Source organism: Agrobacterium sp. 5Ca50 (genome assembly GCF_055381905.1).
This window is the reverse complement of sequence record NZ_AP026438.1, coordinates 2,987,172-3,009,798: the sequence shown is the minus strand read 5'-3', so window position 1 is coordinate 3,009,798 and position 22,627 is coordinate 2,987,172. Positions and strand designations below refer to the sequence as shown.

Annotated in this window: 33 protein-coding genes; 32 read left to right on the top strand and 1 reads right to left on the bottom strand. The window is 55.7% G+C overall.

From position 1 onward, the window contains the following. Nucleotides 1–70 precede the first annotated feature (70 nt). The 8 genes from ACZ5FM_RS14545 (at nt 71) to ACZ5FM_RS14510 (ending at nt 6,188) form a co-directional block, all read left to right on the top strand. Nucleotides 71–436, top strand: a complete 366-nt coding sequence (locus tag ACZ5FM_RS14545) for a hypothetical protein (RefSeq protein WP_464039071.1) — start codon at nt 71–73, stop codon at nt 434–436. Then, on the top strand, nt 436–1,275 hold the full coding sequence (locus ACZ5FM_RS14540) for a ParB N-terminal domain-containing protein (RefSeq protein ID WP_464039070.1): 840 nt from the start codon (nt 436–438) through the stop codon (nt 1,273–1,275). Before ACZ5FM_RS14545 ends, ACZ5FM_RS14540 begins: the two co-directional genes overlap by 1 nt. Beyond that, on the top strand, nt 1,272–1,733 hold the full coding sequence (locus ACZ5FM_RS14535; RefSeq protein ID WP_464039069.1) for a hypothetical protein: 462 nt from the start codon (nt 1,272–1,274) through the stop codon (nt 1,731–1,733). Before ACZ5FM_RS14540 ends, ACZ5FM_RS14535 begins: the two co-directional genes overlap by 4 nt. Next, nucleotides 1,730–3,748, top strand: a complete 2,019-nt coding sequence (locus tag ACZ5FM_RS14530; RefSeq protein ID WP_464039068.1) for a transposase domain-containing protein — start codon at nt 1,730–1,732, stop codon at nt 3,746–3,748. Before ACZ5FM_RS14535 ends, ACZ5FM_RS14530 begins: the two co-directional genes overlap by 4 nt. A 79-nt stretch (nt 3,749–3,827) precedes the next feature. After that, complete coding sequence (locus ACZ5FM_RS14525; RefSeq protein WP_464039067.1) at nt 3,828–4,856, top strand: AAA family ATPase; 1,029 nt, start codon at nt 3,828–3,830, stop codon at nt 4,854–4,856. Next, nucleotides 4,853–5,167, top strand: a complete 315-nt coding sequence (locus ACZ5FM_RS14520) for a hypothetical protein (RefSeq protein WP_464039066.1) — start codon at nt 4,853–4,855, stop codon at nt 5,165–5,167. The genes ACZ5FM_RS14525 and ACZ5FM_RS14520 overlap by 4 nt, the downstream gene beginning before the upstream one ends. Further along, a complete protein-coding gene (locus ACZ5FM_RS14515) occupies nt 5,164–5,508 on the top strand; it encodes a hypothetical protein (RefSeq protein WP_464039065.1) in 345 nt (114 codons plus the stop codon). The genes ACZ5FM_RS14520 and ACZ5FM_RS14515 overlap by 4 nt, the downstream gene beginning before the upstream one ends. A 29-nt stretch (nt 5,509–5,537) precedes the next feature. Then, a complete protein-coding gene (locus ACZ5FM_RS14510; RefSeq protein WP_464039064.1) occupies nt 5,538–6,188 on the top strand; it encodes a DUF3164 family protein in 651 nt (216 codons plus the stop codon). Between the two features lie 14 nt (nt 6,189–6,202). On the opposite strand, the gene ACZ5FM_RS14505 is transcribed toward ACZ5FM_RS14510, so the two are convergent. Further along, a complete protein-coding gene (locus ACZ5FM_RS14505) occupies nt 6,203–6,952 on the bottom strand; it encodes a hypothetical protein (protein ID WP_464039063.1) in 750 nt (249 codons plus the stop codon). 83 nt (nt 6,953–7,035) lie between these two features. Here ACZ5FM_RS14505 and ACZ5FM_RS14500 point away from each other — a divergent pair, with 83 nt between their 5' ends. From ACZ5FM_RS14500 to ACZ5FM_RS14385, 24 genes are all read left to right on the top strand, one after another. Continuing rightward, a complete protein-coding gene (locus ACZ5FM_RS14500; RefSeq protein WP_464039062.1) occupies nt 7,036–7,245 on the top strand; it encodes a hypothetical protein in 210 nt (69 codons plus the stop codon). Continuing rightward, on the top strand, nt 7,245–7,592 hold the full coding sequence (locus ACZ5FM_RS14495; protein ID WP_464039061.1) for a hypothetical protein: 348 nt from the start codon (nt 7,245–7,247) through the stop codon (nt 7,590–7,592). The genes ACZ5FM_RS14500 and ACZ5FM_RS14495 overlap by 1 nt, the downstream gene beginning before the upstream one ends. Further along, entirely contained in the window at nt 7,589–7,858 is a 270-nt protein-coding gene (locus tag ACZ5FM_RS14490) for a hypothetical protein (protein ID WP_464039060.1), read from the top strand. Before ACZ5FM_RS14495 ends, ACZ5FM_RS14490 begins: the two co-directional genes overlap by 4 nt. A gap of 141 nt (nt 7,859–7,999) precedes the next feature. Continuing rightward, a complete protein-coding gene (locus ACZ5FM_RS14485) occupies nt 8,000–8,650 on the top strand; it encodes a regulatory protein GemA (RefSeq protein WP_464039059.1) in 651 nt (216 codons plus the stop codon). A 2-nt stretch (nt 8,651–8,652) separates the two neighbouring features. Beyond that, nucleotides 8,653–9,054 (top strand): LuxR C-terminal-related transcriptional regulator, encoded by a 402-nt coding sequence (locus ACZ5FM_RS14480; RefSeq protein WP_464039058.1) that lies wholly within the window; start codon nt 8,653–8,655, stop codon nt 9,052–9,054. 86 nt (nt 9,055–9,140) lie between these two features. Continuing rightward, the gene (locus ACZ5FM_RS14475; RefSeq protein WP_464039057.1) at nt 9,141–9,890 is read left to right on the top strand and encodes an NlpC/P60 family protein; all 750 of its coding nucleotides are present in this window, start codon (nt 9,141–9,143) and stop codon (nt 9,888–9,890) included. Nucleotides 9,891–9,893: 3 nt separating this feature from the next. Beyond that, nucleotides 9,894–10,184, top strand: coding sequence for a hypothetical protein (locus tag ACZ5FM_RS14470; RefSeq protein ID WP_464039056.1), 291 nt, complete (start codon nt 9,894–9,896; stop codon nt 10,182–10,184). After that, complete coding sequence (locus ACZ5FM_RS14465) at nt 10,181–10,546, top strand: hypothetical protein (protein ID WP_464039055.1); 366 nt, start codon at nt 10,181–10,183, stop codon at nt 10,544–10,546. The genes ACZ5FM_RS14470 and ACZ5FM_RS14465 overlap by 4 nt, the downstream gene beginning before the upstream one ends. 219 nt (nt 10,547–10,765) lie before the next feature. Further along, the gene (locus tag ACZ5FM_RS14460) at nt 10,766–10,984 is read left to right on the top strand and encodes a TraR/DksA C4-type zinc finger protein (protein WP_464039054.1); all 219 of its coding nucleotides are present in this window, start codon (nt 10,766–10,768) and stop codon (nt 10,982–10,984) included. After that, nucleotides 10,984–11,316: a DUF2730 family protein gene (locus ACZ5FM_RS14455; protein ID WP_464039053.1), complete on the top strand. Its 333-nt coding sequence runs from the start codon at nt 10,984–10,986 to the stop codon at nt 11,314–11,316. The genes ACZ5FM_RS14460 and ACZ5FM_RS14455 overlap by 1 nt, the downstream gene beginning before the upstream one ends. After that, nucleotides 11,316–11,615: a VpaChn25_0724 family phage protein gene (locus ACZ5FM_RS14450; RefSeq protein ID WP_464039052.1), complete on the top strand. Its 300-nt coding sequence runs from the start codon at nt 11,316–11,318 to the stop codon at nt 11,613–11,615. Before ACZ5FM_RS14455 ends, ACZ5FM_RS14450 begins: the two co-directional genes overlap by 1 nt. A gap of 2 nt (nt 11,616–11,617) precedes the next feature. Continuing rightward, nucleotides 11,618–12,199 (top strand): DUF3486 family protein, encoded by a 582-nt coding sequence (locus ACZ5FM_RS14445; protein ID WP_464039051.1) that lies wholly within the window; start codon nt 11,618–11,620, stop codon nt 12,197–12,199. Further along, nucleotides 12,196–13,833 (top strand): hypothetical protein, encoded by a 1,638-nt coding sequence (locus ACZ5FM_RS14440; RefSeq protein WP_464039050.1) that lies wholly within the window; start codon nt 12,196–12,198, stop codon nt 13,831–13,833. The genes ACZ5FM_RS14445 and ACZ5FM_RS14440 overlap by 4 nt, the downstream gene beginning before the upstream one ends. Next, nucleotides 13,833–15,410, top strand: a complete 1,578-nt coding sequence (locus tag ACZ5FM_RS14435) for a DUF935 domain-containing protein (protein ID WP_464039049.1) — start codon at nt 13,833–13,835, stop codon at nt 15,408–15,410. The genes ACZ5FM_RS14440 and ACZ5FM_RS14435 overlap by 1 nt, the downstream gene beginning before the upstream one ends. A 2-nt stretch (nt 15,411–15,412) precedes the next feature. Further along, a complete protein-coding gene (locus tag ACZ5FM_RS14430) occupies nt 15,413–16,624 on the top strand; it encodes a phage head morphogenesis protein (protein ID WP_464039048.1) in 1,212 nt (403 codons plus the stop codon). Nucleotides 16,625–16,865: 241 nt separating this feature from the next. After that, a complete protein-coding gene (locus ACZ5FM_RS14425; RefSeq protein ID WP_464039047.1) occupies nt 16,866–18,017 on the top strand; it encodes a phage protease in 1,152 nt (383 codons plus the stop codon). Further along, on the top strand, nt 18,014–18,424 hold the full coding sequence (locus ACZ5FM_RS14420) for a hypothetical protein (protein ID WP_464039046.1): 411 nt from the start codon (nt 18,014–18,016) through the stop codon (nt 18,422–18,424). The genes ACZ5FM_RS14425 and ACZ5FM_RS14420 overlap by 4 nt, the downstream gene beginning before the upstream one ends. A 9-nt stretch (nt 18,425–18,433) precedes the next feature. Next, entirely contained in the window at nt 18,434–19,330 is an 897-nt protein-coding gene (locus ACZ5FM_RS14415) for a Mu-like prophage major head subunit gpT family protein (RefSeq protein ID WP_464039045.1), read from the top strand. 101 nt (nt 19,331–19,431) lie between these two features. Further along, entirely contained in the window at nt 19,432–20,151 is a 720-nt protein-coding gene (locus tag ACZ5FM_RS14410; protein WP_464039044.1) for a hypothetical protein, read from the top strand. Then, nucleotides 20,151–20,582: a gp436 family protein gene (locus ACZ5FM_RS14405; RefSeq protein WP_464039043.1), complete on the top strand. Its 432-nt coding sequence runs from the start codon at nt 20,151–20,153 to the stop codon at nt 20,580–20,582. The genes ACZ5FM_RS14410 and ACZ5FM_RS14405 overlap by 1 nt, the downstream gene beginning before the upstream one ends. Continuing rightward, nucleotides 20,582–21,145, top strand: coding sequence for a phage virion morphogenesis protein (locus ACZ5FM_RS14400; protein ID WP_464039042.1), 564 nt, complete (start codon nt 20,582–20,584; stop codon nt 21,143–21,145). Before ACZ5FM_RS14405 ends, ACZ5FM_RS14400 begins: the two co-directional genes overlap by 1 nt. Then, on the top strand, nt 21,142–21,561 hold the full coding sequence (locus ACZ5FM_RS14395; protein WP_464039041.1) for a phage tail terminator protein: 420 nt from the start codon (nt 21,142–21,144) through the stop codon (nt 21,559–21,561). The genes ACZ5FM_RS14400 and ACZ5FM_RS14395 overlap by 4 nt, the downstream gene beginning before the upstream one ends. Then, nucleotides 21,558–21,695 carry a hypothetical protein gene (locus ACZ5FM_RS14390; protein ID WP_464039040.1) on the top strand — a complete coding sequence of 46 codons (138 nt, stop codon included), beginning with the start codon at nt 21,558–21,560 and terminating at the stop codon, nt 21,693–21,695. Before ACZ5FM_RS14395 ends, ACZ5FM_RS14390 begins: the two co-directional genes overlap by 4 nt. Continuing rightward, nucleotides 21,688–22,620, top strand: a complete 933-nt coding sequence (locus tag ACZ5FM_RS14385; protein ID WP_464039039.1) for a phage tail tube protein — start codon at nt 21,688–21,690, stop codon at nt 22,618–22,620. Before ACZ5FM_RS14390 ends, ACZ5FM_RS14385 begins: the two co-directional genes overlap by 8 nt. Nucleotides 22,621–22,627: the final 7 nt, after the last annotated feature.

The window sequence follows — 22,627 nt, the reverse complement described above, 5'->3', positions numbered from 1 at the left end:
CACCCCCAAACCCCAACGCCCGGCATCGATCCGCAGCATAGCCGTCGCCACGCGACAAACAGAGGTTTCGATGGTCAACCCTTATTCCGAAGAAGAACGCCTGCAGGCGATGGTAGCAGCCAGCTATCGAGCCAGCAGAGCGCACTTCAATCACCTACCAATTCGTCACATCATCGCGCCGCCTGCTGACATGTTCGATGCCAAGCTCGCACGTCAGATCGCGATCTATGTACTGAACATCAATTTTAACATCGCCCGTCGCCGTTTGGTTGTTCACCTGGGCGTCGCCCGGTGGACCGTTATGCAGGCAGTTCGAACCGTCGACCAACGTCGTCACGAACCCCTTTTTGACGCCGCCTACGAACGAATTTCCACACGCGCCAAAGACACCTTCATGGATGAAATGCTGCAGGCCGCAGAGCGAGGCGTCGCTTAATGGCCGACTTCATGCGCGTTGCAGTATCTGAAATTCATGTCGGTGAGCGCCTGCGCCCGATCGACATGGATTATGCCGAGGCGATTGCAGCCTCAATGTCCGAACACGGGCAGATCAGCCCAATAATGATCCGCCGCACGCCTGCAAAGAAGGGTACGCCATTCACGTTGGTGGCTGGTGGTTACCGCACGGCGGCAGCTGGATTGCTCGGCTGGACCGAGATAGACGCTATCGTGGTGAAAGCAGATGCCGTTGAAGCACAGCTGCTCGAAATTTCCGAGAACCTTTACCGCAACGAACTGAACCCGCTCGATCGCGCTATCTTCGTGATGAAGTACCGTGAGTTGTGGGAGGAAAAACACGGCAAGATTACTCGCGGCGGCGACCAATCAGCAAAGGTGCACGATGATCCTTTGCTATTCTCCAAAGGTCGTGTGCTGTCTGAGAAGGTCCAAGAGCGACTTGGCATCAGCCACAATACGTACAAACGGGCCGTAAGTATTGGGCAGAACCTTGACCCGGTTCTAAAGTTTGCGGTGCGCGGTACGACGGCCGAAAACGATCAGTCGCAGTTGCTGCAACTGGCGAAGCTGCCGCGTGAAGATCAGGTCAAAGTCGCGGCCGCACTGAAGCACGAACCCGATGTGAAGAAGGTTCTGGCCTTCACTAAACCGGCACCGGTCAGCGCTGCCGCCCCATCGCAATCCATCATCCTTACCAAACTGATCGCAGCCTGGGACGAGGCCAGCGACGAAACACGCGACGGCTTCCTTGAACATATCGGCATGTCCAGCATGCCCGATCCGGTCATGGCCGCTATCCGCGAGGAGGCAGCATGAAAAACGATCCGTCACAAATGGACTTCTTCAGGCAGGCGTTGTTCCCGGTGCGCTCTGCATCGGAACGCCTCGACATCGACCGGTTCCGTTCGAACCTGAAACGCCAGATGGCACGTGCCATCCGCGAGAGCCAGTATGACCGCGACACGATTGCCGCACGCATGGCTCACTACCTCGGCCTGGACAAGGTCTCAAAGTCCGCTCTCGACAGCTACACGGCCGAAAGCAAAACCAACCACGATGTCAGCCTACCAAGGTTCAAGGCATTCGTCCGCGCAACTGGCGCGGTCTGGCTTTGGGACGTCGTCGTTTCTGACGATGGCCTGCTGCTGCTCGAAGGTGACGAGGCCCGCTTGGCCGAGATCGCACGCATTCGCCAGGAACAGAAGCAGCTCGCACAGGAGCTCAAGCTCCTGCAGGCGACACCAGTCAATATCCGCCGGGTGCCACGTAAATGAAAAAAGAATGGTTCACATCCGCTGAGTTGGTCGCGGCCGTCCTGCCTGGTCTCCCAGGCTCACGCCAAGGGCTAGAGCAATTTATTGCTCGGTCCGGCGTTCGATCGACCGCAAATGCCCGACAGAAATCCGGCCAGGGCGGCGGATATGAATACCATTATTCGTTTTTGCCAGCGACGGCCCAAGCGAAGCTTGCATTCCTCAACACGGAATTGCCAGCCAGCACCCGCACATCCAAGGTTTCAAAGATGCTTTGGGACCGGTTTGAAGCCCTTTCAGATGCCCATAAAGCTATCTGCAAAACCCGTTTTGACGTCCTGACGGAGGTCGAAGAACTTCGCGCATCTGGCATCAGCATGGTGAAAGCCGTTGGCCACGTTACGCGCAGAGCCGACATTGCACCTGCCACTTTTTACGAATGGCGAAAGATGGTTGAAGGTCACTCCCGTCAGGACTGGCTTGCCGCCCTCGCCCCTTCCTTCGCTGGCACCAATGGTGAAGTCGCTGAGTTGGCCCCATGCCACCCTGAAGCGTGGAAAATCCTCAGGTCTGATTTCCTACGTCCTGAAAAGCCATCCTTCAGCGCGTGCTATCGCCGCATGGAGTTGGTTGCCAAGGATCAGAAGCTTGCGCCGATCCCATCTGAGCGTTCTCTGCGCCGTCGCCTTGACGCCGAAGTTCCGAAGGCGGCGCAGATCATCGCACGCGAAGGCAAGGACAAGGCCAAGCAGCTTTTCCCGGCCCAGAAACGTACCGTTGCCGGTCTTCACGCCATGGAAATCGTCAATACCGACGGTCACCAGCTCGACCTGTTTGTGAAAGCGCCCTGGGCGGAAACACCGGTTCGTGTGATCCTGATCGGTATTCAGGATGTCTATTCCCGCAAGGTGCTGTCCTGGACACTCTCGGAAGCAGAGACATGGGAAGCCGTTCGCACATGCATCGGCTCTATGATCGAGAACCACGATGGCATGCTGCCGTACCATATCTACATGGACAACGGCCGTGCATTCGCAGGCAAGATGATTTCCGGTGGTGCCAAGACCCGGCACCGTTTCAAGGTCAATGAAGATGATGTTGCAGGTCTTCTCAAGACACTCGATATCGAACCACACTTCGTAAAGCCACGCTCCGGTCAGTCAAAGCCAATCGAACGCGCCTGGCGTGATCTGGCAGAGGAAATCTCTAAGCACCCCTCGATGTCAGGTTGCTACACCGGCAACAAGCCGGAAGCCAAGCCGGAAAACTATGGCGCAAGTGCCGTGCCGTTGGAAAAGCTTCAACAGCACGTTGCCCAGTGCGTTGACGAGCATAACCACCGCCTGAAGCGGACAACCGAAACCGCACATGGCCGCAGTTTCTCGCAGACATTTGATGCATCGGTTGCAGAGCCTTCGACCATCATTCGGTATGCCAGCATGGCGCAGCGTTCGCTCTGGATGCTCTCGGCCGTCGCGGTCACAGCACGCAAGCCAGACGGTGCAATACACTTGCACGGCAACCGTTACTGGAACGCCGTATTGAACGAATGGATCGGCAGAAAGCTGACCGTTCGTTTCGATCCAGCGGACCTGCATAGGCCGGTCAAAGTCTATGATCCCGAAGGCCGGTTCCTTTGCGACGCCGATTGCCTCGCCAAAACCGGCTTTGCCGACACTGGTGCAGCACGTCGCCAGGAGAAGGCCCGCAAGACCCACGTCAAGAACCTTCAGGCGGTGGCCAAGAGCAATGCGGCGCTTTCACCGATGCAGCTTGGCGAGATCATGGAAAAAGGACGCAAAGCAGAGGCGGCAAAGCGTCCACAGACACCAGTTCGTTCCGTTGTCACCCGGCTTGTCACCGGCAACTTGGCTCATGCGCCAGTTGAAACGGTGGATGACGATCATTTCGAAGACAAATTTGCGCGCGGACTTGCCCGATTGGCAGGTGGCGAAAGCGCAATCATCCAATTCCCCACAGGGAATACCGAGGCAGGCACAAAGCCTGCCCGCAAGAGAAGAGCCGATAAGTCGTGAGTACGGTTCCGGTCCAGCAGGGCGAAAAAAAGAGCGAGCCAAAAAGGCCCGCCGCACAATTGAACAAAGGAACCAATAAATGAAGAAACCAACCAACACAACAAGCGCGTGGGACCAGTCAAGACCCACAATCGAGTTTACAGCAAAGCATCCTGCTTCTGAAATCGACGCTTGGCGTAATCTTGCAACCCGAACCGCAGATGCAGCCACCGAACATGGCTGGACCAAAGCCGAGGTGTCGCGTCGGACAGGCGTCGCAGAGGGGACATTTTCCCCGTGGTTCAGCGGCAAATATCTAGGCGTATTGGCAAACATCAACCTGCAGATCGCTAACTGGCTCGAAGCGCTCGATGCCAGTCAGAACATGGCCGCGATTATGCCTGTATCGCCACCATTCCAAAAGACATCGGTTGGAACGGACGTTTACAATGCTCTCCTGTTCGCCCAGGTGACAGCCGGTTTCGTCCGCGTAACATTGCCTGCAGGTTCAGGAAAGACAACTGCCGCTCGGCACTTCCAGTCCGTACGACCTCATGTGTTTATGGCCACTCTTAGCCCAAGCACTAAGACGGTTCACGGCATGCTTGTGGAACTATGCGCGGCGCTCGAAATTCACGAACACAACCCCGCAAAATTTGTTCGCTCGATTGGCGCGAAACTCAAGCGGGTTGGCGAAGGATCGCTGCTCATCATTGACGAAGCACAGAACGCTGTTCCCGATGCTATCAATCAGCTCCGCCACTTTGTTGACAATGACCAGTGCGGCGTTGCCCTGCTTGGTAACGAAGATACAGCGACCGCTTTCGTCAAAGACCTTGGAAGATCAGTCGCAAGCCGTGCGCAGGTTCTGTCTCGATTTGACCGACAGGTTCGCAGCTCACGTTACCCGGTGGCTGATGCTGAGTTGTTGATCAAGGCATGGCGCGTAGAGCAAGAAGATTGTGCTCGTTTTCTACTCGGTATTGCCAGCAAGCCCGGCGCATTGCGTCAGATTGATCGCACCATGAAGGCCGCATCCATGCTGGCCATCGGCGACGGTGAAGAAGGCGTCACGCTCGCGCACCTTCAAGCGGCCTGGAAAAGCCGTGACATGGGTGACAGCCTATGAGCGCAGCAAACACTTCTCTCAAGTTTCACTTGGAACGCCTCACCCGCGTTTTCCACCGTGCCGAGAAGCTGAACGAGAACGATTCCTTGGAACTGGATGCCCTCTCGGCGCGCACCGTCCTGCAGACCTTGCGCGTACTCACCAAACAGGCCGGGAACCTTGAACTCGAGTTGTCCCTGCTCCGCGACAGTGAAGCGGGAAAGCTCTTGGCATCCACCGCTGAAGCAATGGCAACCGGCGAGTTAGCCGGGATGCTGGACAAGGCACACAGCAACGTCATCCGCCCTGATTTTGGAGGTAAAACGAAATGAGTAAAAATGTCACTTCAGTTTCCGATCAGCTGCAGCGGCTTCAGGGCATCATTGGCGACAAAGTCATCAGTGACGGCCATGTGCATATGGACCCGATCCAGAGCAAAGTTTTCCTGCACCGGATTTCGAAGGCGTTGGAAGCAGCAAGGTTCCTGGAAAATGCATATTCCCAGGCTGAGTGGAACCGACGCGCCTACCTCGAAAAGCTGACAGACAGTTTAGGCAAGCTGAAGGTCGTGCGCTTGTTCAAAAAGGACGCCGCAGCAACAGCGACGAACGTCATCCCCTTCCCATCCCGCACGTCGACGCCGCCAGTTCCAACTGGCGGTGACGCAGCCTGACACCTTTTCCCAAAACACGAGGACTGAAAATGCAAGCCGTAATTCTCGAAGAAGCCAAGCCAGGTATCACCGTCGTCAACGGCCGTGATTTCATGCTCAACGCCAAAGGTGGCCTTGATCCTGCTGCCAACGTGAAAGACCAGTACAAGCTCGAAGACCAGACCGTTCGCAAGTGCATTGAGTATGCGCTGGATCTCAACGCGCAGCTTTCCCGCTTTCGCGGCCACACTGCTGCAGACCTTTCGGCGCTCGATAGCCTGCTTGGCGAAAAGTATGGTGTCACCATTGGTGGCCAGAAGGGAAACCGGACGTATCAGACCTATGACGGCCTGATGAAAATTCAGGTGCAGGTTGCTGATCTGATCACCTTTGGCCCTGAGCTTCAGATTGCCAAAGCCCTGATTGACCAGTGCCTGGTTGAATGGAGCGCCGACAGCCGCCCTGAAATTCAGTCGATCGTCACCCGCGCCTTCAACACCGAAAAGGAAGGTCAGGTGAACCGCGCCGATGTCTACATGCTTTTGAAGCTGGAGATTGATGATCCCCGCTGGAACAGTGCCATGGAAGCCATCCGCGACGCGATCCGCGTCACGGGCTCCAAGGAATATGTGCGGTTTTACCAGCGCGCAAGCCATGAAGACGGCTGGCAGGCCATCACCATTGATCTGGCGAAGGCGTGATCATGGCCCAGCAATCAATCAATTCGGTACTTTTTCTGCAGCCGCTTCGTTTCTTCGTCCACTCGATGCAAGTTGGCGATGAGCGGCGTAATCTTTTGGAAAAGACCACGTGCACGAGCGACAATTTCCTCTCCGTCCTCCTCCCACCAATAAAAGTACTGACTGAAATCAGAGTGATTTCCTTCGTCCACCCAATCCATTGCGCGCCGGTGACTCCGCATGTCATTTTCAATTTTTTCCAGCAGATGCAGGCAATCAATGTACGTGCTGGAGAGGGTGCCGTCGAAATAGATAGCTCCCTCGACAATTTGTGGACGCTTGAGGATATCTCGCATTTGCAAGATATCGTAGAAGTACTCAGCGGAAGCACGCCTCATCCAGTCCCAACTAGTCATTTGGGCGTCGAATTTAGTATCGCCGTTCGATATTCTCTGGAGAACGAGCTCAAGTTCTTCGCGCTGTGGATTCATGGCGCGTTCAAGTGCGCGGAACTCTCCTCTCATAGAAATAGCTACGAGTTCGCGATGGCGTTTCTCGCTTCGGGCATCCGTTCGATCCATAGTGAGTACGGTCCACGTGGCGGCCCCAACCGCCAGAATACCGGTGAACAGCGTCTGGAAATCGAAAACGAAGTTTCGCAGGAAACCACCACCCGTTTCGCCGTCAACCTTCCTGGGCTCGCCAAACATAGTGGAAAGCAAAATCGTCAGAGCCGCTATGATCAAAAACAAGATCAAGATTTTGTTTTTATGGTCTCGTCTCAATCTTCCAATCTCCTGATCGTTGCACGACGCTCGATTTCACACAAATCGTGCGTTTTGGATAGCTCACACTACGAGGTTGCGGCATGAAGAACTTCCGAGCCATCTTGGACACTGCCGTCGATGATCGGACATTTCAGAGAGCTTGCCAGCGGTTCGCCAGTGGCGGTGGCTCGTCTGAAGCTATTGCCATGGCAGTTCTTCAGGCCATCGAGTTTGACGAAATATATATGGATGCCATGCGTCATCGCCTCGGCACCGAGTTTGCTGCTGCAGCAGAAAGCGCAGGTGCGTGATGGGAGCTAGAAAACCAGCCCTCGGTTATCCGTCCCGCACTGACGCTGTCATCGCTCTGCGTAAGCAAGGTCTTTCGACAGCTATCATTGCACGGCGTCTGCTGATCACGGCATCACAAGTTTCGGCACTTGAGGCGTCACACGCCCGGTCCATGAACAAACGGTCAGACGCTCCAACAAAAGATCATGGCCGTGCTGTCTTGCTGACAGCCGACGTTCATCGGTTGCTCGGCCCGCATGCTGCAAAACGCGACATGTCCGTAAGCCACCTTGCGCGGCTGCTCATCGAAACCGCAGTCGATGACAACATGATCGACGCCATTCTTGATGATGGTGGCGATAAGTGACGGTCAATCATCAGAACCCCACTGTTTTCACCAAGGGTTATGCGCTGTGCTCTCCTGCCGGGAAGCTTCAGTCAAAGACGTTTCGAGACACCAGGTCTGAAGCGATCGCAGCCCGATACCGCGTGAAAAGAACCCGTGATCAGGCCTGGGCGAAAGCCCAGGCAAAAGGCTGGACCGTTCCCCTGGTTTACGTCCGCATCTTCGTACCTGTGTTCTACACCACAGTCACCACGGCCGAGCTGGAGCATGACGATGGAGAAATCTAAGCCCTGCCCGTGCTGCGATGATGTCGGTGAAGTCGAAGATATCGACGGACACCAGCGACCATGCAGCCGTTGCCAAACCAAAGCTTTCCACAAATGGGCCGACAGCCGCCGCCCGAACCAGCAAAAAAGGAAGTCCGCATAATGGCATCCTCAACAGCAGTTATCAAAATCGCACAGAAGCAATTCGGCCTGGATGACGAGACATACCGCGCCAAGCTCCAGAACATCACTGGCAAGACCTCGACCCGCGATATGTCCGAGGCCGAACGCCAGAAGGTTATCACCGTGTTTCGCAATGAAGGCTTTGAAGGTGCTTCAAAGGCACCTGCAAGCGACAATCAAAGCCCTCGCACTGGCGGCCGGTACCGCGCCAAATTGCAGGCGCTCTGGATCGCAGGTCATAACCTTGGCGTAATCCGCGACCGCACAGACGCGGCGCTGGAAGCGTTTGTCATGGGGCAGACCAAAGTTGACGCACTGCGGTTTGTCCATAAGCCCGGTGACGCCAAGGCCGCGATCGAGGCGCTGAAGAAGTGGATAGCCCGCGATGGTGGCGTGAACTGGAACACCGACAAGCTGACGCCAGATTATGCCAAGGCAGTTGGCTTCCAGATCGCCTGGGCACAGTGGATCAAACTTGGCGGCACTGTCCATGCCGACTCAGTCCAAAACTTCTGGAAGGACGTGAATGTCCTTTCGGGTGTGCAGGGTCGCGATCTTTCCACCAACGCATGGCAGCGCGTCATGAACAAGTTTGGCGAACGTGTTCGTAAACTTGGAAAGAAAGCCTAGTGATGACAGCTTTTCCCGACCGAGCATGGATGACACCGCTTTTAAATCGCATTGCCGATGTGGCAGGCGAACGGGCGGCGCTTATCCTCGGCCGGGAGAAAGCATGCGAGAAAATCTACATACCGGCAACCGTGACAGAAGATCATTGGTTGCCGAAGCTCATTGGCCTGGAACCTGCTCTTGCACTCTGCAAAAGCTATGGCGGTGAGAAGATCGAAATCCCGCCAGCCATGGCAGGTGACAAACGGCGGCGCGCACAGCTTATTGCCGAAATGATCGATAAAGGTTATTCAACGAATGCTATCGCACGCCAACTCGGCGTGACGCATAAGACCGTCCAGTTGCATCGGCGCAAGGTCGACGACGGTCAGGGCAATCTCTTCGCAGAACAAGAGAACAATTAACCCGGCCATCGGCTCGGGAGGTAATTTTACATTCTGAATTATCCGCATTGAACAACGCAATGTGCCCCGGAACAAAGGGGCACTTAATGACTACCCAAACATTTGACGAATGGCTTATCAGCCGTCTGCGTGATGCAGGCTCGTACGCTGGCGCGATGGATGGCGTGCCGGGCCGCGCCGTTTTCAAGGCCTTGGAACTGTTTCAACGTGCCGAGGGCATTCCAGTCACTGGTCAAGCTGATGCCCAGACTATCGCTCATCTTCGTTTGGTCCGCCCAAACAGGAACGGCACTCCAGCCGATCACGTCATTGCTCAGGTTCCGCCAGCTCGCACTGAGCCAGTCTGGATGCGTGATGCGCGCCGCTACCTCGGCGTCAAGGAAGTTGTTGGTCCCGGTTCCAACCCAGTAATCATGTCCTGGGCGAAAAAGCTCGGCGGCTGGGTCGCATCATTTTTCACGGATGACGATATCCCCTGGTGCGGCCTGTTCGCAGCCCACCCAATCGCCACCACACTCCCCAAAGAAGTACTGCCGAGCAATCCGCTATGGGCGAAGAATTGGGCGAACTTTGGCGTCGCATGCTCACCCTCCGTTGGGGCAATTCTTGTTTTCTTCCGCGATGGAGGTGGCCATGTTGGGTTTTACGTCGGTGAGGATCGCACGCACTATCATGTTTTGGGTGGCAACCAGAACAATGCCGTTTCCATCACCCGCATCGCGAAAAATCGCCTTGTTGCAAACGGCATCCGCTGGCCCAAAACAGGTGAAGCTCAGATTGGCGGCCGTGTTCAGCTTACCGCTAACGGTGTTCCCGTTTCGAAGAATGAGGCCTGAGCCATGAAGCCCTCATACGGAACATCAAAACGTTATCTGTGGGGTTCGTTCTGGGCCTCTTGGGGCATTGTTTATCTGCTTTGCGCTGGCGCTTTGTTCGGCTCAAAAGAAGCAGTTGGAATGGCCACAATCGCCATCCCATCTTTGTTGGCGCTGATAGCAGGCATGCTCGGCGTTCACCGTCACTATGGCAGCAAGGATTTTGAGGCGGCTGCCGAACACACTTCGCCTTCGCTTCCCCCTTACGACCCTCGGGCCGACCCTGGCGCCGTTCCACCTGGAGAGCTGACATGATCCCGGCGTGGCTAACGAAGGCGTCCACGTCGTTGATCATCGTAGCGATCGCGATGTTGGCCGCCGCCAGCATCGCATTGTTTGCCATCTGGGCCGTTGATGACTTCATCGACAAAGTTCGGTCGGAGGCAAAGCAGGAGAGAGACAACTACTGGACGGGTCGCATCGAGAAGATGAACGCCAACGCCGCAAACGCTCAAGCTGCGCAAGTGCGCGAAACCATGCGCATTGAAACAAACGCCGCAACCACCATCGCGGATCTCGAAAAACAAAAGTCTGACTTGGAGAAAAAGAATGCGGCTCTGCCAAATGGCGCTGCTATCGGTCTCGACCGCGATCGTGTCCGCTTGCTCCCACACTAGCGAAAAACCATCACCGCCGCAGGTCATCTATTTGCGACCGGAAGTGCCACCATCATCACGGGTGCCGAGTACACCTTCAGTTTTGCCAGATCGGGCTCTTAGGGCTGACGAGATCACTCCGAAATGGGGTGCGGATCGGAACGAAATCAAGGCCTGTGATGCGCGTCGAGCAGCTGCTGTCGCGGCTATTGATTTCGCTTCGGCACCGGAGAACGAACCATGAATTTCGGTTCTAACGCAGCCTTTGATCTTGCTGCAAAACGATCTGAACAGGAACGTGAAAGCAAGATTGCCCAGGCATCCCGCGCTTTGCGCCAGATGGGCACGTTGCAATGTGAAGATTGTCCTTCCGACATACCCCGAGAAAGACGGCTGGCAATGCCTTCCGCTACTCGTTGCATCAGCTGCCAAACCAGACACGAAAAGAGACAACGCTAATGCTTGACCTTGCTGCACTCAAAGACTGGCTTGGTCTTATCGCGCTTCTTATCAGCGTTGGCACGTCGGTTGTTCTGTTTGTCGGTTCGGGCGCAAAGGCCAACGCATCCAAGCTCGATAAGCAAGAAACCAAGCTAATCGACCATGACCGTCGCATCCAGGCAGTCGAAGCCGAGATGAAGCACATGCCTGACAAAGACACCGTCAACGAACTGAAACTGGCGATGTCTGACCTGCGCGGGAACGTGAACACTTTGGCTGAATCAGTGGGCAGCATATCGCGCACTGTCCACCGCATTGATGATTATTTGAGACAAGAGGGAAAAGGCTGATGGTCAGCTTTGAAGAGTTTTCCGCACAGGACGCACGGTTGACCATGTTGCGTGGACTGGCGGAACAGCCGGACGGTCGCATGAATGAGACGCTTTTAACGGCGCTTCTTTTATCATTCGGACACAACCGCAGTCGTGAGTATGTCCGCACGCAGTTGCTCAAGATGAAGGAGCTCGGCGCGGTGACTATCACCGAGGCTGGCAGTGTCATGATTGCGTCGATCACCCGGAGTGGCATTGATCATGTTGCACGACGTTCGGTTATTGATGGCATCGGCCGTCCTTCACCAGGAGAGTGATCATGGGTCGTGGTCGTCTTTCCGGTATTGAGCTGTTGCCTGAAGAATGCGCGCCGATTGTTGCGTGGGCAGCCGAAGAATTGCAGAAGCGTGAGCGCACTCAGACCGAAATCTATGATGAATTCTACGAGAAGATGAATGCTCTGCATCAGGAGTATCGTGGCGAGCTGGATTTTACGATCCCTTCCTTCTCGGCTTTCAATCGTTATTCGATCCGCCTTGCAACGCTGACGCAACGCCTCAACCAGACACGCGAGATCGCCAGCACACTTGCGTCGAAGTTCGATGCTGCCGCTTCTGACGATCTGACCCTGATCGCATCTGAAGCAATCAAGACACTTGTGTTCGAACTTGTTACAGCTGGTGGCGAAGCCGGGTTTAAGCCGAGTGCAGCGAAGTCACTCGCTGACGCGCTATACTCAGCCACCCGTGCGCAAGGTGTGTCAACGAACCGACGCCAGAAGGTCGAAGAGGAATTTGCAGCCAAGGCCAAGGAAGCAGTCAAAACCGTCGCGAAGGCGCGAGGCATTTCCGCTGAAAGTGCTGATCAAATCCTTGACCAGATTTTGGGCGTATCGAAATGACCGGACCTATCTCCAAGGAGCAGTGGGCCGAAGCACGTAGGCTTTCCACAGATGCCGTCCTGGACAAGATTGAGGCCCGCAAGGCGCTTTTGTCTTATCAGGCAAACACCATCGCACAGCTGGAAAGCACTGCATGCCGTGTTCTCTTTATCGAGAAATCACGTCGTATCGGCCTGACATGGGGCTTTGCTTCCTACGCTGTTCTGCGCGCAGCGCGCTCTCGCGAAGCTGGCGGCATGGACGTGATGTATATTTCCTATTCGCAGGAAATGACACGCGAGTTCATTGACGCCTGTGCGATGTGGTCAAGAGCGTACAATCAGGCTGCCCTCGAAATGGAAGAATTCCTTTTCGATGACAGCGACAAGGAAGGCGAACGTTCTATCCAGGCATTCCGGATCAAATTTGCATCTGGTTTCGAAGTGATCGGTCTGTCATCTGCACCACGCTCACTCCGCGGTAAACAGGGCGTCGTCATGATTGACGAAGCGGCCTTTGTCGACAGTCTTAAAGAACTCCTGAAGGCTGCACTTGCGTTCCTGATGTGGGGTGGACAGGTCGTCGTTTGCTCGACCCACAACGGCGTTGAAAATGAATTCAACGTCCAAATACAGGACATTCTCTCCGGCCGATCAGCATACAAACACATGCGGATCGATTTTGACCAAGCCCTAGAGGCTGGTCTTTACGAGCGCATTTGCCTTGTAACAGGCAAGGCGTGGACGCCTGAAGCTGAAGCCGATTGGCGCGAAGACATTATCAAATTTTACGGTGACGGCGCAGATGAGGAATTGTTCTGCATTCCAACGATGGGCAGCGGCACTTGGCTTGCAGCTCCACTGATCGAAGCCCGCATGACATCGGATGCTCCGGTTCTAACACTGGAACTTCCGCCAGACTTCCTGCAGCGTCCTAAGCTTGAGCAAAAAGTGCTGGTAACACCGTTCCTCGCTGAACTGGCGAGTGCGTTGCAGCTGCTCGATCCAGAATTGTTGTATGCGTTCGGATTCGACTTTGCCCGTGTCGCTGACTTGTCTGTTGCCACATTACTTGCGTTGAGCAAAAACCTGCGACGCGAGACCGCGCTGACGGTCGAGATGCGCGGTGTGCCAGGTGATGAGCAAAAGCAGATCGTGAAAATGATCCTGCAGGCGGCACCTCGGTTAGTTGGAGCTGCCTTTGACGCCACAGGCATGGGTTGGACTGTCGCAGAAGACATGGGTCGAATATTCGGGCTCAGAGAAAACGAGCAAGGAAGTGGCCTCGTATGGGCGATTAAGTTTTCCCAGGACTGGTACCGCATCAATATGCCGCCTTTGAAAACGGCATTCGAAGACAACTCGATCGCCATTTCGAAGAACGACAACCATCTTTCTGACCTTCGCCTGGTGAAGGTCATTCGCGGCATTCCAACGGTGCCTCCAGTGCGTGTTGGCGAAACCGGTAAAAAGCGACACGGCGACTACGCCATCGCTCTTGCCCTGGCATATTTCGCGAGCCGCATGCAGTGGCACGAATACGGTTATGTCGCTGTGCAGAAAGCTCCCACGAAATTCGACACCCCAAACACCGATCGGGATGATGGCGCACCTTACCGCCTTTCGTCCATGCGTCGATCGAGAGGATTACATTGATGGCCAAGATCATCGACCAATGGGGCAATCCCGTTTCTTCAGCCCTCCTGAAAAAAGAGCAGGCCGCTCCCACCATGACCGGCGTGCGTCGGCCGAACATCGACCATCAGGCAACCGGGCTGACACCGGGCAAGCTTGCACGTCTTCTACGCACTTCTGTCCAGGGCGACCCGCAGGCCTATCTGGAGTTGGCTGAAGACATGGAGGAGCGCGACCTGCATTACGCCGGCGTACTTGCAGCTCGTAAGCTTCAGGTCGCAGGACTGGAGATCGCCGTCGAGTCGGCTAGTGATGATGCGGCCGATGTCGAAAACGCTGACATGATCAGGGCATTCATCGAGCGAGATGCGTTCGAAAGCGAATTGGTGGATATTCTTGATGCCATCGGCAAAGGTTTCTCCTGCACCGAAATCATATGGGAAACATCAGAAAGCCAATGGCAGCCATCAGCTCTCAAATGGCGGGATCCGCGTTGGTTCCGTTTCGCTGACATTGACGGCGAAACACCACTGCTGCGCGATGGTGATGGTGATGTCACGTTGGCACCGTACAAGTGGATTTATCACCAGGCTAAGGTGAAATCAGGATTGCCGATCCGAGGCGGCATCGCCCGTGCGGTTTGCTGGACGTTCCTGTTCAAGAGCTTCACCATGAAGGATTGGGCGATCTTTTGTGAGGCTTATGGTCAGCCGCTTCGACTTGGAAAATGGGGTGAAGGTGCCAGCGATAAGGACAAGGAAGTTCTCCTGCAGGCGGTTGCCAATATCGGTGTCGACTATTCCGCGATCGTTCCGGCCTCAATGGCGGTCGAGTTCATCAAGGCCGACATTTCCGGTTCCCACGAGCTGTATGAAAAACGCGCCGAGTTTTTGGACAGGCAGACATCCAAGGTCGTTCTCGGTCAGACCGGCACAACCGATGCCATTGCTGGCGGCTATGCAGTCGGCAAAGTCCATGATGGTGTAAAAGCCGACATCGAGCGGTCCGACGCCAAGCAGGCAGCGGCAACGCTCAATCGTGACTTTGTGCGTCCTTACATCGATCTGAACAAGGGTCCGCAAAAGGCCTATCCAAAAATCAGGATTGGTCGGCCGGAATCCGTTGATCTCGAAAAGTACATGAAGAACGTCACCAGCTTCGTAAACCTCGGTGGCAAGGTCGGTATGTCCGAGGTCCGCGACAAGCTTGGCATTGAAGACCCTGATAAGGACGAAGAACTGCTGCGCCCCGCAAGCAAATCGGTAACCGCTCCTGAAGACGACGCAAAACCTTTCACCAAGCCAGAACCGCCAAGGGTCAGCGCCCATCGCACAGGTGCCGGCACCAACAAAGACGCCATCGACGACAGTATCGATCGTATTCTTGATGACGAAGGTTGGGAGCCGCTGGTCGCGCCGATCGTCGCAGGACTGGAAGAAAAGATCGCTGCAGCCCAGACGCTTGGCGATGTTCGCACCATTCTGGCCGATCAGTTCCGAAACATGAATGTCAGCGCCATGACTGACATGCTCGCCAGGGCAACATTCTCGGCAAGGCTTGCCGGCATGGGTGGCGACCGTTTGGCTGATGAGGAATAGGCATGGCAGTTGTGATTGAAGCGCTGCCACCGGTCGAGGCGATTGCCGCTTTCGAAGCCCGTCATAATGACCTGCGAGGAACGTTCTCGTATCTCGATGTGTGGCAGGAAGAACATGCAACAATGTTCACGGTCGCCAAGTCGGCCGGTTTTGATGTTTTGACCGACATTTACACGGCCTTTGAAAAGGCCTTGAAGGAAGGTCAAACACCCGAACAGTTTGCCAAACGCCTGCGTCCTGTCCTGGAGGAAAAAGGATGGTGGGGCCGCAAGACCATGATTGATCCGGCTTCAGGTGAGATGGTGCCGGCACAACTCGGCAGTGCGCGTCGGCTTCAAACTATCTTTGATGCAAACATGCGGGTGTCTCATGCTGCAGGTGCCTGGGCGGGCTTTGAAGCCAACAGACGAACACGCCCGTATCTTCGTTATGTCGCCATAGAGGATGATCGCACCCGGCCGACACACGCCGCTCGGCATAACCTTGTCCTACCGATCGACCATCCTTACTGGAACCTTTGGGCGACACCATGTGGTTGGGGTTGCCGGTGCACGATGCAAAGCCTGTCTCAGCGTGACATCGACAACATGATCCGCGATGGCGTGAAACTGGTTTTCGAGCCACCAGAAGATACCTGGAAGAACTTCGTCAACCGACGCACTGGTGAAGTGACGCGGGTTCCCGATGGCATTGATCCTGGTTGGGCATACAATCCTGGTCGTGCTGGATATGAGGCCCGCGTCAACCAGGCCATCGCCGACAAGGTCGCGGTCGCGCCATCTGAGTTTGCCAGCGCTGCAATCGACGAAAGGTTGTCGAGCTCGGCATTCGAACGGTTTGTTCGAGATCCGCAAGGATCGATGCCAGTGATGCCGGTCAGAGATGAAATAGCGGCTGCATTGCGTATGGAGCCGGGCGTGGCGCTTTTATCTGCAGAGACAATGAAATCGCAGATACAGGCTCAGCCTGACATGGCGGTGGAAGATTACAGGTTGCTGGGCTCACTTCCATCAAGGGCAACACTTGCCCTGGTCGATGGGGACACAGTCATTCTTTTATCCAGGCTCACCAACGGCAGATGGCTCCAGGCAGTGGTGTCTGCAGGGAGAACCAATAAGTTTGCCTTCCTCTCTAACTACCGTTTCACCGAAGATGCTCAGACCGAAACATTGCTGCAGAAAACAGGCATCTCGATTTTGTTCGACCGTCGATAGAGTGGCTCGGAATGTCGGTTGAAATAAACGGCCACAGACGCGCATTGTGAGGTCGGGGTGCGCCATTGGTCGTAATTTGAAAGAAAGCGCGCCAGTGGCCTTTGAAGCGCCTTCAAAATTTGATCCGCTTTCTATTGCTCCATGTATCGTGACGGTTTATCCATGATTAGCCCCAGAGTGATCTATGGGGTGGTAATTTCACGATCCTGACGAGACCCTGTTGTCGCCCTTAGATGGCGGCATGAAAAACGCTCTCGCTTCCATCCTTGGCTCATCGCTGCTGACGGCTCATACCACTGAGCTCTCCGCTTCTGCTGCAGACGATATCTGGATTATGCTGATCCCGGCTGGAACATTTTCCGGTCGCGACGGTCGCGGTCCATACAATGCCGGCGACCTGACATCGCTTCAGCGTATTGCCGACACAACACGTCGTTACGCCGGCACCACTGACATCCTGGTTGATTACGAGCACCAGAGCCGCAATGCCCTTGAGAATGGCAAGCCAGCTCCTGCAGCTGGTTGGATCAAGGATGTCGAGGCACGTCCAGACGGGCTTTATGGCCGTGTTGAATGGACCGCCACAGCAGCTTCAGCGATCAAGGCCAAAGAGTATCGCTACATTTCCCCGGTCTATTTCCACACTAAGGCGGGTGACGTTCTCGCCCTGCAGACCGTTGCCCTGACCAATGTTCCGAACCTCGATCTGTTCGAGGTCTCTGCACACTCCATTTTTTCTGCAGTCCAAACCCCAACAGAGGTACCTATGAAACGTATCCTTGCTGCTCTCGGTCTGACCGAGGGCGGCAGCGAGGATGATGTGCTTGTCGCCATCAATTCGCTGCTCACCAGCTCGACGGCGCTTGCCCTCGCAGCAGGTCTTACGAAGGACGCCAAGTCCGAAGCTATCGCCATCGCGGTGCAGTCTGCATTTGCGGATCGCAAGAAGATCGCAGTAGCGGCCGGCAAGGCTGAAAACGCCAGCGTTGAAGAAATCGTGAGCGTTCTCGCCTCGGCACATTCCTCAACCGCGCCTGATCCGACCAAGTTCGTGCCGATCGCCCAGGTCGTGGCGCTTCAGACCGAAGTCACCGAGATGAAGGCCACGATCGCCACTGATAAGGCTGAGGAAGCCGTCGCCACCGCGATCAAGGACGGCAAGCTGGCACCGGCCCTGAAGGACTGGGGCTTGAGCATGCATCGCGCTGATCCGGCAAAGTTTGCGGAGTTCATCGGCAAATCCCCTGTGCTGACCTCTGCGCAGCGCGCGGCAAGCGCAAACCCTCCCGGCACGGTCTCGGAAGAGCTCAGCGAGGCTGAAACAGCAGTGATGCGGCAGATGGGCCTTTCCAAGGAACAGATGGTCGCATCCAAGAAAGGTGGTGAAGCATGACGGCTCTTTCACAGGATCGAAACACACCGGAACGATCCGGTGACACCCGCGAGCCAGGCGTAGCAGCGAACGTAATTCTGTTTGCTGGCGCTATGGCCGCCATCAATGCTTCTGGCTTTGCCGTCCCTGTCACGGCGGCAACCAACCTCAAGGGCGCCGGCCGCGTTGAAAAGCGCGTCACTAATACCGGCGGGGCAGCCGGTGCACAGCGCGTCAAAATCCGTGCCGGGATTTTCCGTTACGGCAATTCGACAGCTGCCGATGCCATCACTCTCGCCGACATTGGTTCCGACGCTTACGGCGTCGATGACCAGACCGTCGCCAAGACATCCGCAACCAACACCCGTTCTGTAGTCGGCAAGATTTTCGATGTCGATGACCAGGGCGTGTGGGTCAAGTTCTCCTGAAGGTGATCCATGCAAGTCAACAACGCTAATCTTAACTCCGCATACGTCGGCTTCAATGCTGCCTTTCAGGCGGGCATTGGCGAAGCCGCCAGCATGTACGGCCGCATCGCGACGACAGTACCGTCATCGACTGCCTCTCAGGAATATGGCTGGCTTGGAAAGTTCCCAGGCTTCCGTGAGTGGATCGGTGACCGTGTCGTCAACGGTCTCGCCAATCACGGTTACAGCCTGAAAAACAAAGACTACGAAAACACCATCGCCGTTGATCGTAACGATATCGAGGATGACAATCTCGGCATCTATGCGCCGATGTTCCGTGATTTCGGCCAGACCGCCGTTACCTTCCCTGACACTCTGATCTGGTCGTTGCTGAAGGCTGGTTTTACCACCGAGTGCTACGACAAGCAGTATTTCTTCGACACCGATCACCCGGTTCTCGATGAAAAGGGCAATGTCACTTCCGTCGCCAATACCGATGGTGGCAACGGTACGCCCTGGTTCCTGCTCGACACGTCACGTGCATTGAAGCCTCTGATCTTCCAGGAACGCAAGAAGTTCACCAACCTTATCCGTATGGATCAGGAAACCGACGAAGCGGTCTTCACCAAGAAAGAATTCCGTTACGGCCTCGATGGTCGTTGCGCAGTAGGTTTCGGTTTCTGGCAGATGGCGTGGGGTTCAAAGCAGACGCTTGACGAAGCGCATTACGAAGCGGCTCGCGTTGGCCTGTCCACGATGAAGGGTGATTACGGCCGCCCATTGGCAATTCAGCCCAAACTGCTGGTCGTTCCACCGAACCTCGAAGGCGCTGCACGTCGCATCGTCGGCAACAGCCTGAAAACCAATGGCGGCACCAACGAATGGTACAACACCGCTGAAGTTCTGGTCGTTCCCTGGCTGGCCTGATCCTCCTGGTCAGGTAGCACACCTCCCTCCCTTAACCGGGAGGGCTTTTTGAAAACCGCTTCCCCAGCCGCTTTCGCAAAGCCCTTTAGAAGGATGTCTTCATGTCTACCCGCAAGACACGCAACCAGAAATCCAGTTCCACCGCAGCCTCCGTCGAGACGACGACAGGTGTGCAGGAGGATGTTGCCGCAACCACATCGGCAACATCCAGCCCGTCAGGTTCGAGCGTTCCTGACGGGACCAATTCCCAAAATACTCCCCAGAGCGGCGGCGATGCTGCAGGTGAAGCTCCCGCCAATCCTGTTCAACCGCAGGCGAATTTTGCTCCAACCGAGGTCATTCCGACCGAGGCAAAGAACCAAACGCCAACCCCGGTAGTGGAAGCATCGACTTCCGGGACAATTTTGGATGCCTCCCAGGGCGTGGCGGAAGGAGCCGGCGCGAATGCCGGTTCCGGCCTGCCTGAATTCACTGTCAATGAAATTCTCGAACTGACTGGTGCCAGCAGCGTTGATGAGCTCCTTGTATTCGCAGACATCGGTAAGCGTCTGGCAAACGTTGCCGCAATGCATGACATGCAGCTGGCAGACATTGCGGCACGCGTTCACCTGGTCGAAGATGCCAGCGGTGCCGAAAGTTTTGCAGAAGCACTGAAGCAGCCCGTGTCAGGCGCTGTTCGGGTCAAAGCCAATCGCGATGGTTTCCGGCGCGCTGGCGTTGAACACTCAAAATCATGGCAGACTTTTGAGGCTGGCGAACTGACGGTTGAACAGGTCGAAGCCTTTGTCGATGACCCTTCCATCACGGTCGAGTATCTGTGATGACCTACGCCACGCAACAGGATTTGGTTGAACGTTTCGGTGAGCAGGAGCTGATCCAGCTCACCGACCGCGTCAACATCCCTGTATCCACGATTGATGATGTTGTTGTCACCCGTGCGCTGACCGATGCTTCAGCCTTCGCGGATGGCTACCTGAAAAAGGTGATGGCGTTGCCGCTTAATGTGGTGCCGCCAGTCCTCACCAAAAACATTGCCGACATCGCCCGCTATTACCTTCACGGCAAGTCGGCCGACAAGGACAGCGCTGTAACCCGCGCCTACAACGAAGCGGTCGCATTCCTGCGCGACGTTGCACGCGGCACAGTCGAGCTGACCGACGGCGGTGAAGTTCCAGCAGCTGCAGGCGGTGGTTCCGTTCAGGCAACGGCACCTGACCGTGTGTTCACCCGTGACAGTTTGAGGCATTACTGATGCCCGGTGTTGCTATCCGCCTTGACGATGAACTGGCGCCGATCATTTCCCGCATCGGAATTGCCCTGGCCAACCCGGCCGAACTGACTTCTGCTTTCGCGGCCTACCTTCTCTTTTCGACACAGCGCCGTTTCGAAACAGAAACCGGCCCAGATGGATCGAAGTGGCAGCCGCTTGCCCGACGCACCACAATGAAGAAGGTGCGCGGCAAAGTTCGTGGCAGTAAGAACATCCTGCGTGTCAGCACGATGCTTTATCGCAGCATCGTCAGCCAGTCGGACGCCACATCGGCCGAGGTGGGCAGCAATCTTGTCTATGCTCGCATTCACCAGCTCGGCGGTGAGATCATTCATTACGCCCGCAGTCAGCGGGTTTCTTTGGCCAAGGTTCGCAAGCGGTACCGCTTTGTACCTCACGGCCGCAAAGGTTCGGTCGAGAAGAAAGTCACGATCGGGGAACATTCCATCACCATTCCAGCGCGTCCTTATCTTGGCTTTTCTGAGCAGGATCGCACACGCCTGGTCGAGATCGGCCACGAATTTCTTGAAGGAGCGACGAAGTGATCGACAGCATTATCAATCGCCTTCAGGAATCAGGAACGCCCTTCCGCATTGCCGGTGGTGCTGGCGACCTCGCAGACGTCAAAACCGTGCCGACAGCAATGCCAGCGGTTTACGTCTACGTTTCACATGAGGCATCCGCGCCAAGTGAGCGCGTCAACGACATCCTTCAGCGAACGGCGGTCGATTTCTCGATCGTTTTTGCCACACAGAACCTTTCCAAGACCAACAACGCAGCTGCAGCTGGCGATCTCGAAGCCCTTAAAAAATACGTGCGGCGCAAGCTGCTTGGCTTCGTGCCCACTGGTGCAACCGACCCACTGGAGCACGTCGAGGGCGAGCTGCAGCAGGCACTCGACGGCGTCGTCTGGTTCGAAGACGTGTTCACCGGCGCTTACTACCAGGAGCAAAGCGAATGAATGGATCGGGTGGATCATACATCCGGCAAGACGATGGCTCCCTGAAGCTCGTCAGCCGCACCGAAGACAAAGCCCCTGTCACGCAACGCAAACCAGTTGCCCAGGGCAAGAAAAAGGAAAACGGCAATGGCTAAGCGTTACTGGCGAAACCGCGTCATTATGGCCAAGATGGAAACCGTGTATGGGCAAGATGCGCTTCCGACCGGTGCTGCCAACACGATGCTCATGACCGATGTCGAGTTTGAGCCTTTCCTTGGCCAGGACTTGAGCCGCGACCTCGTGCTTCCATACATGGGGCATCAGGGTGTCATTCTTGAAGGCAACTATGGTCGGCTGACCGGCTCGATCGAGATTGCCGGTTCTGGTGAACCAGGTACAGCACCGGCTTACGGGCCGATGTTCCGTTCATGTGGCATGCAGGAAGTCATCACGGCCGACACAGATGTGAAATACACACCCGTGTCGCGCAATTTTGAAAGCTGCTCGATCTACTTCAATGACGACGGTGTGAACCACATTCTGGTCGGCGCTCGCGGTACCGTGACGCTCTCGCTGACGCCAGGGCAAATCCCTCGCTATCGTTTCACAATGACTGGCCTAGTGGGCACGATTGCCGACATTCCTCTACCGGCACTCACGACCGCAGGATTTATCACTCCCGTTCCCGTCAACAAGCTGTGGACCTCAGTTTCGCTGCATGGCTGGGCTGGCGCATGTGAAGGGCTCACTCTCGATTTCGGCAATCAGGTCGAGCCAAGAATGCTCATCAACGCCGAATCGATCGAGCAAACCGACAGACAGGTTACGGGCAGCGCCATCTTCGAGGCGGTGCATCTGGCAGACAAGAACTGGTTGCAGGCAATGCGCGAGCATCAGGTTGGTGCGTTGGTGGCGCAACAGGGCACCGTTGCTGGCAACATCGTGCAGATCGACGGTCCAACTGTCCAGCTCGGCCGCATCACCTACGGCGAAACACAGCGCATTCGTAACAACACGATCCCGCTGTTCTGCAAGCCGACCTCTGCCGGCAACGACGAAATCACCATCACGGTGAAGTAACCTCCCA

What these genes read in the sequence shown, in the direction of transcription:
- ACZ5FM_RS14545 (WP_464039071.1), top strand. Translation starts at nt 71, where the DNA reads ATGGTCAACCCTTATTCCGAAGAAGAACGCCTGCAGGCGATGGTAGCA.
- ACZ5FM_RS14540 (WP_464039070.1), top strand. Translation starts at nt 436, where the DNA reads ATGGCCGACTTCATGCGCGTTGCAGTATCTGAAATTCATGTCGGTGAG.
- ACZ5FM_RS14535 (WP_464039069.1), top strand. Translation starts at nt 1,272, where the DNA reads ATGAAAAACGATCCGTCACAAATGGACTTCTTCAGGCAGGCGTTGTTC.
- ACZ5FM_RS14530 (WP_464039068.1), top strand. Translation starts at nt 1,730, where the DNA reads ATGAAAAAAGAATGGTTCACATCCGCTGAGTTGGTCGCGGCCGTCCTG.
- ACZ5FM_RS14525 (WP_464039067.1), top strand. Translation starts at nt 3,828, where the DNA reads ATGAAGAAACCAACCAACACAACAAGCGCGTGGGACCAGTCAAGACCC.
- ACZ5FM_RS14520 (WP_464039066.1), top strand. Translation starts at nt 4,853, where the DNA reads ATGAGCGCAGCAAACACTTCTCTCAAGTTTCACTTGGAACGCCTCACC.
- ACZ5FM_RS14515 (WP_464039065.1), top strand. Translation starts at nt 5,164, where the DNA reads ATGAGTAAAAATGTCACTTCAGTTTCCGATCAGCTGCAGCGGCTTCAG.
- ACZ5FM_RS14510 (WP_464039064.1), top strand. Translation starts at nt 5,538, where the DNA reads ATGCAAGCCGTAATTCTCGAAGAAGCCAAGCCAGGTATCACCGTCGTC.
- ACZ5FM_RS14500 (WP_464039062.1), top strand. Translation starts at nt 7,036, where the DNA reads ATGAAGAACTTCCGAGCCATCTTGGACACTGCCGTCGATGATCGGACA.
- ACZ5FM_RS14495 (WP_464039061.1), top strand. Translation starts at nt 7,245, where the DNA reads ATGGGAGCTAGAAAACCAGCCCTCGGTTATCCGTCCCGCACTGACGCT.
- ACZ5FM_RS14485 (WP_464039059.1), top strand. Translation starts at nt 8,000, where the DNA reads ATGGCATCCTCAACAGCAGTTATCAAAATCGCACAGAAGCAATTCGGC.
- ACZ5FM_RS14480 (WP_464039058.1), top strand. Translation starts at nt 8,653, where the DNA reads ATGACAGCTTTTCCCGACCGAGCATGGATGACACCGCTTTTAAATCGC.
- ACZ5FM_RS14475 (WP_464039057.1), top strand. Translation starts at nt 9,141, where the DNA reads ATGACTACCCAAACATTTGACGAATGGCTTATCAGCCGTCTGCGTGAT.
- ACZ5FM_RS14470 (WP_464039056.1), top strand. Translation starts at nt 9,894, where the DNA reads ATGAAGCCCTCATACGGAACATCAAAACGTTATCTGTGGGGTTCGTTC.
- ACZ5FM_RS14465 (WP_464039055.1), top strand. Translation starts at nt 10,181, where the DNA reads ATGATCCCGGCGTGGCTAACGAAGGCGTCCACGTCGTTGATCATCGTA.
- ACZ5FM_RS14460 (WP_464039054.1), top strand. Translation starts at nt 10,766, where the DNA reads ATGAATTTCGGTTCTAACGCAGCCTTTGATCTTGCTGCAAAACGATCT.
- ACZ5FM_RS14455 (WP_464039053.1), top strand. Translation starts at nt 10,984, where the DNA reads ATGCTTGACCTTGCTGCACTCAAAGACTGGCTTGGTCTTATCGCGCTT.
- ACZ5FM_RS14450 (WP_464039052.1), top strand. Translation starts at nt 11,316, where the DNA reads ATGGTCAGCTTTGAAGAGTTTTCCGCACAGGACGCACGGTTGACCATG.
- ACZ5FM_RS14445 (WP_464039051.1), top strand. Translation starts at nt 11,618, where the DNA reads ATGGGTCGTGGTCGTCTTTCCGGTATTGAGCTGTTGCCTGAAGAATGC.
- ACZ5FM_RS14440 (WP_464039050.1), top strand. Translation starts at nt 12,196, where the DNA reads ATGACCGGACCTATCTCCAAGGAGCAGTGGGCCGAAGCACGTAGGCTT.
- ACZ5FM_RS14435 (WP_464039049.1), top strand. Translation starts at nt 13,833, where the DNA reads ATGGCCAAGATCATCGACCAATGGGGCAATCCCGTTTCTTCAGCCCTC.
- ACZ5FM_RS14430 (WP_464039048.1), top strand. Translation starts at nt 15,413, where the DNA reads ATGGCAGTTGTGATTGAAGCGCTGCCACCGGTCGAGGCGATTGCCGCT.
- ACZ5FM_RS14425 (WP_464039047.1), top strand. Translation starts at nt 16,866, where the DNA reads ATGAAAAACGCTCTCGCTTCCATCCTTGGCTCATCGCTGCTGACGGCT.
- ACZ5FM_RS14420 (WP_464039046.1), top strand. Translation starts at nt 18,014, where the DNA reads ATGACGGCTCTTTCACAGGATCGAAACACACCGGAACGATCCGGTGAC.
- ACZ5FM_RS14415 (WP_464039045.1), top strand. Translation starts at nt 18,434, where the DNA reads ATGCAAGTCAACAACGCTAATCTTAACTCCGCATACGTCGGCTTCAAT.
- ACZ5FM_RS14410 (WP_464039044.1), top strand. Translation starts at nt 19,432, where the DNA reads ATGTCTACCCGCAAGACACGCAACCAGAAATCCAGTTCCACCGCAGCC.
- ACZ5FM_RS14405 (WP_464039043.1), top strand. Translation starts at nt 20,151, where the DNA reads ATGACCTACGCCACGCAACAGGATTTGGTTGAACGTTTCGGTGAGCAG.
- ACZ5FM_RS14400 (WP_464039042.1), top strand. Translation starts at nt 20,582, where the DNA reads ATGCCCGGTGTTGCTATCCGCCTTGACGATGAACTGGCGCCGATCATT.
- ACZ5FM_RS14390 (WP_464039040.1), top strand. Translation starts at nt 21,558, where the DNA reads ATGAATGGATCGGGTGGATCATACATCCGGCAAGACGATGGCTCCCTG.
- ACZ5FM_RS14385 (WP_464039039.1), top strand. Translation starts at nt 21,688, where the DNA reads ATGGCTAAGCGTTACTGGCGAAACCGCGTCATTATGGCCAAGATGGAA.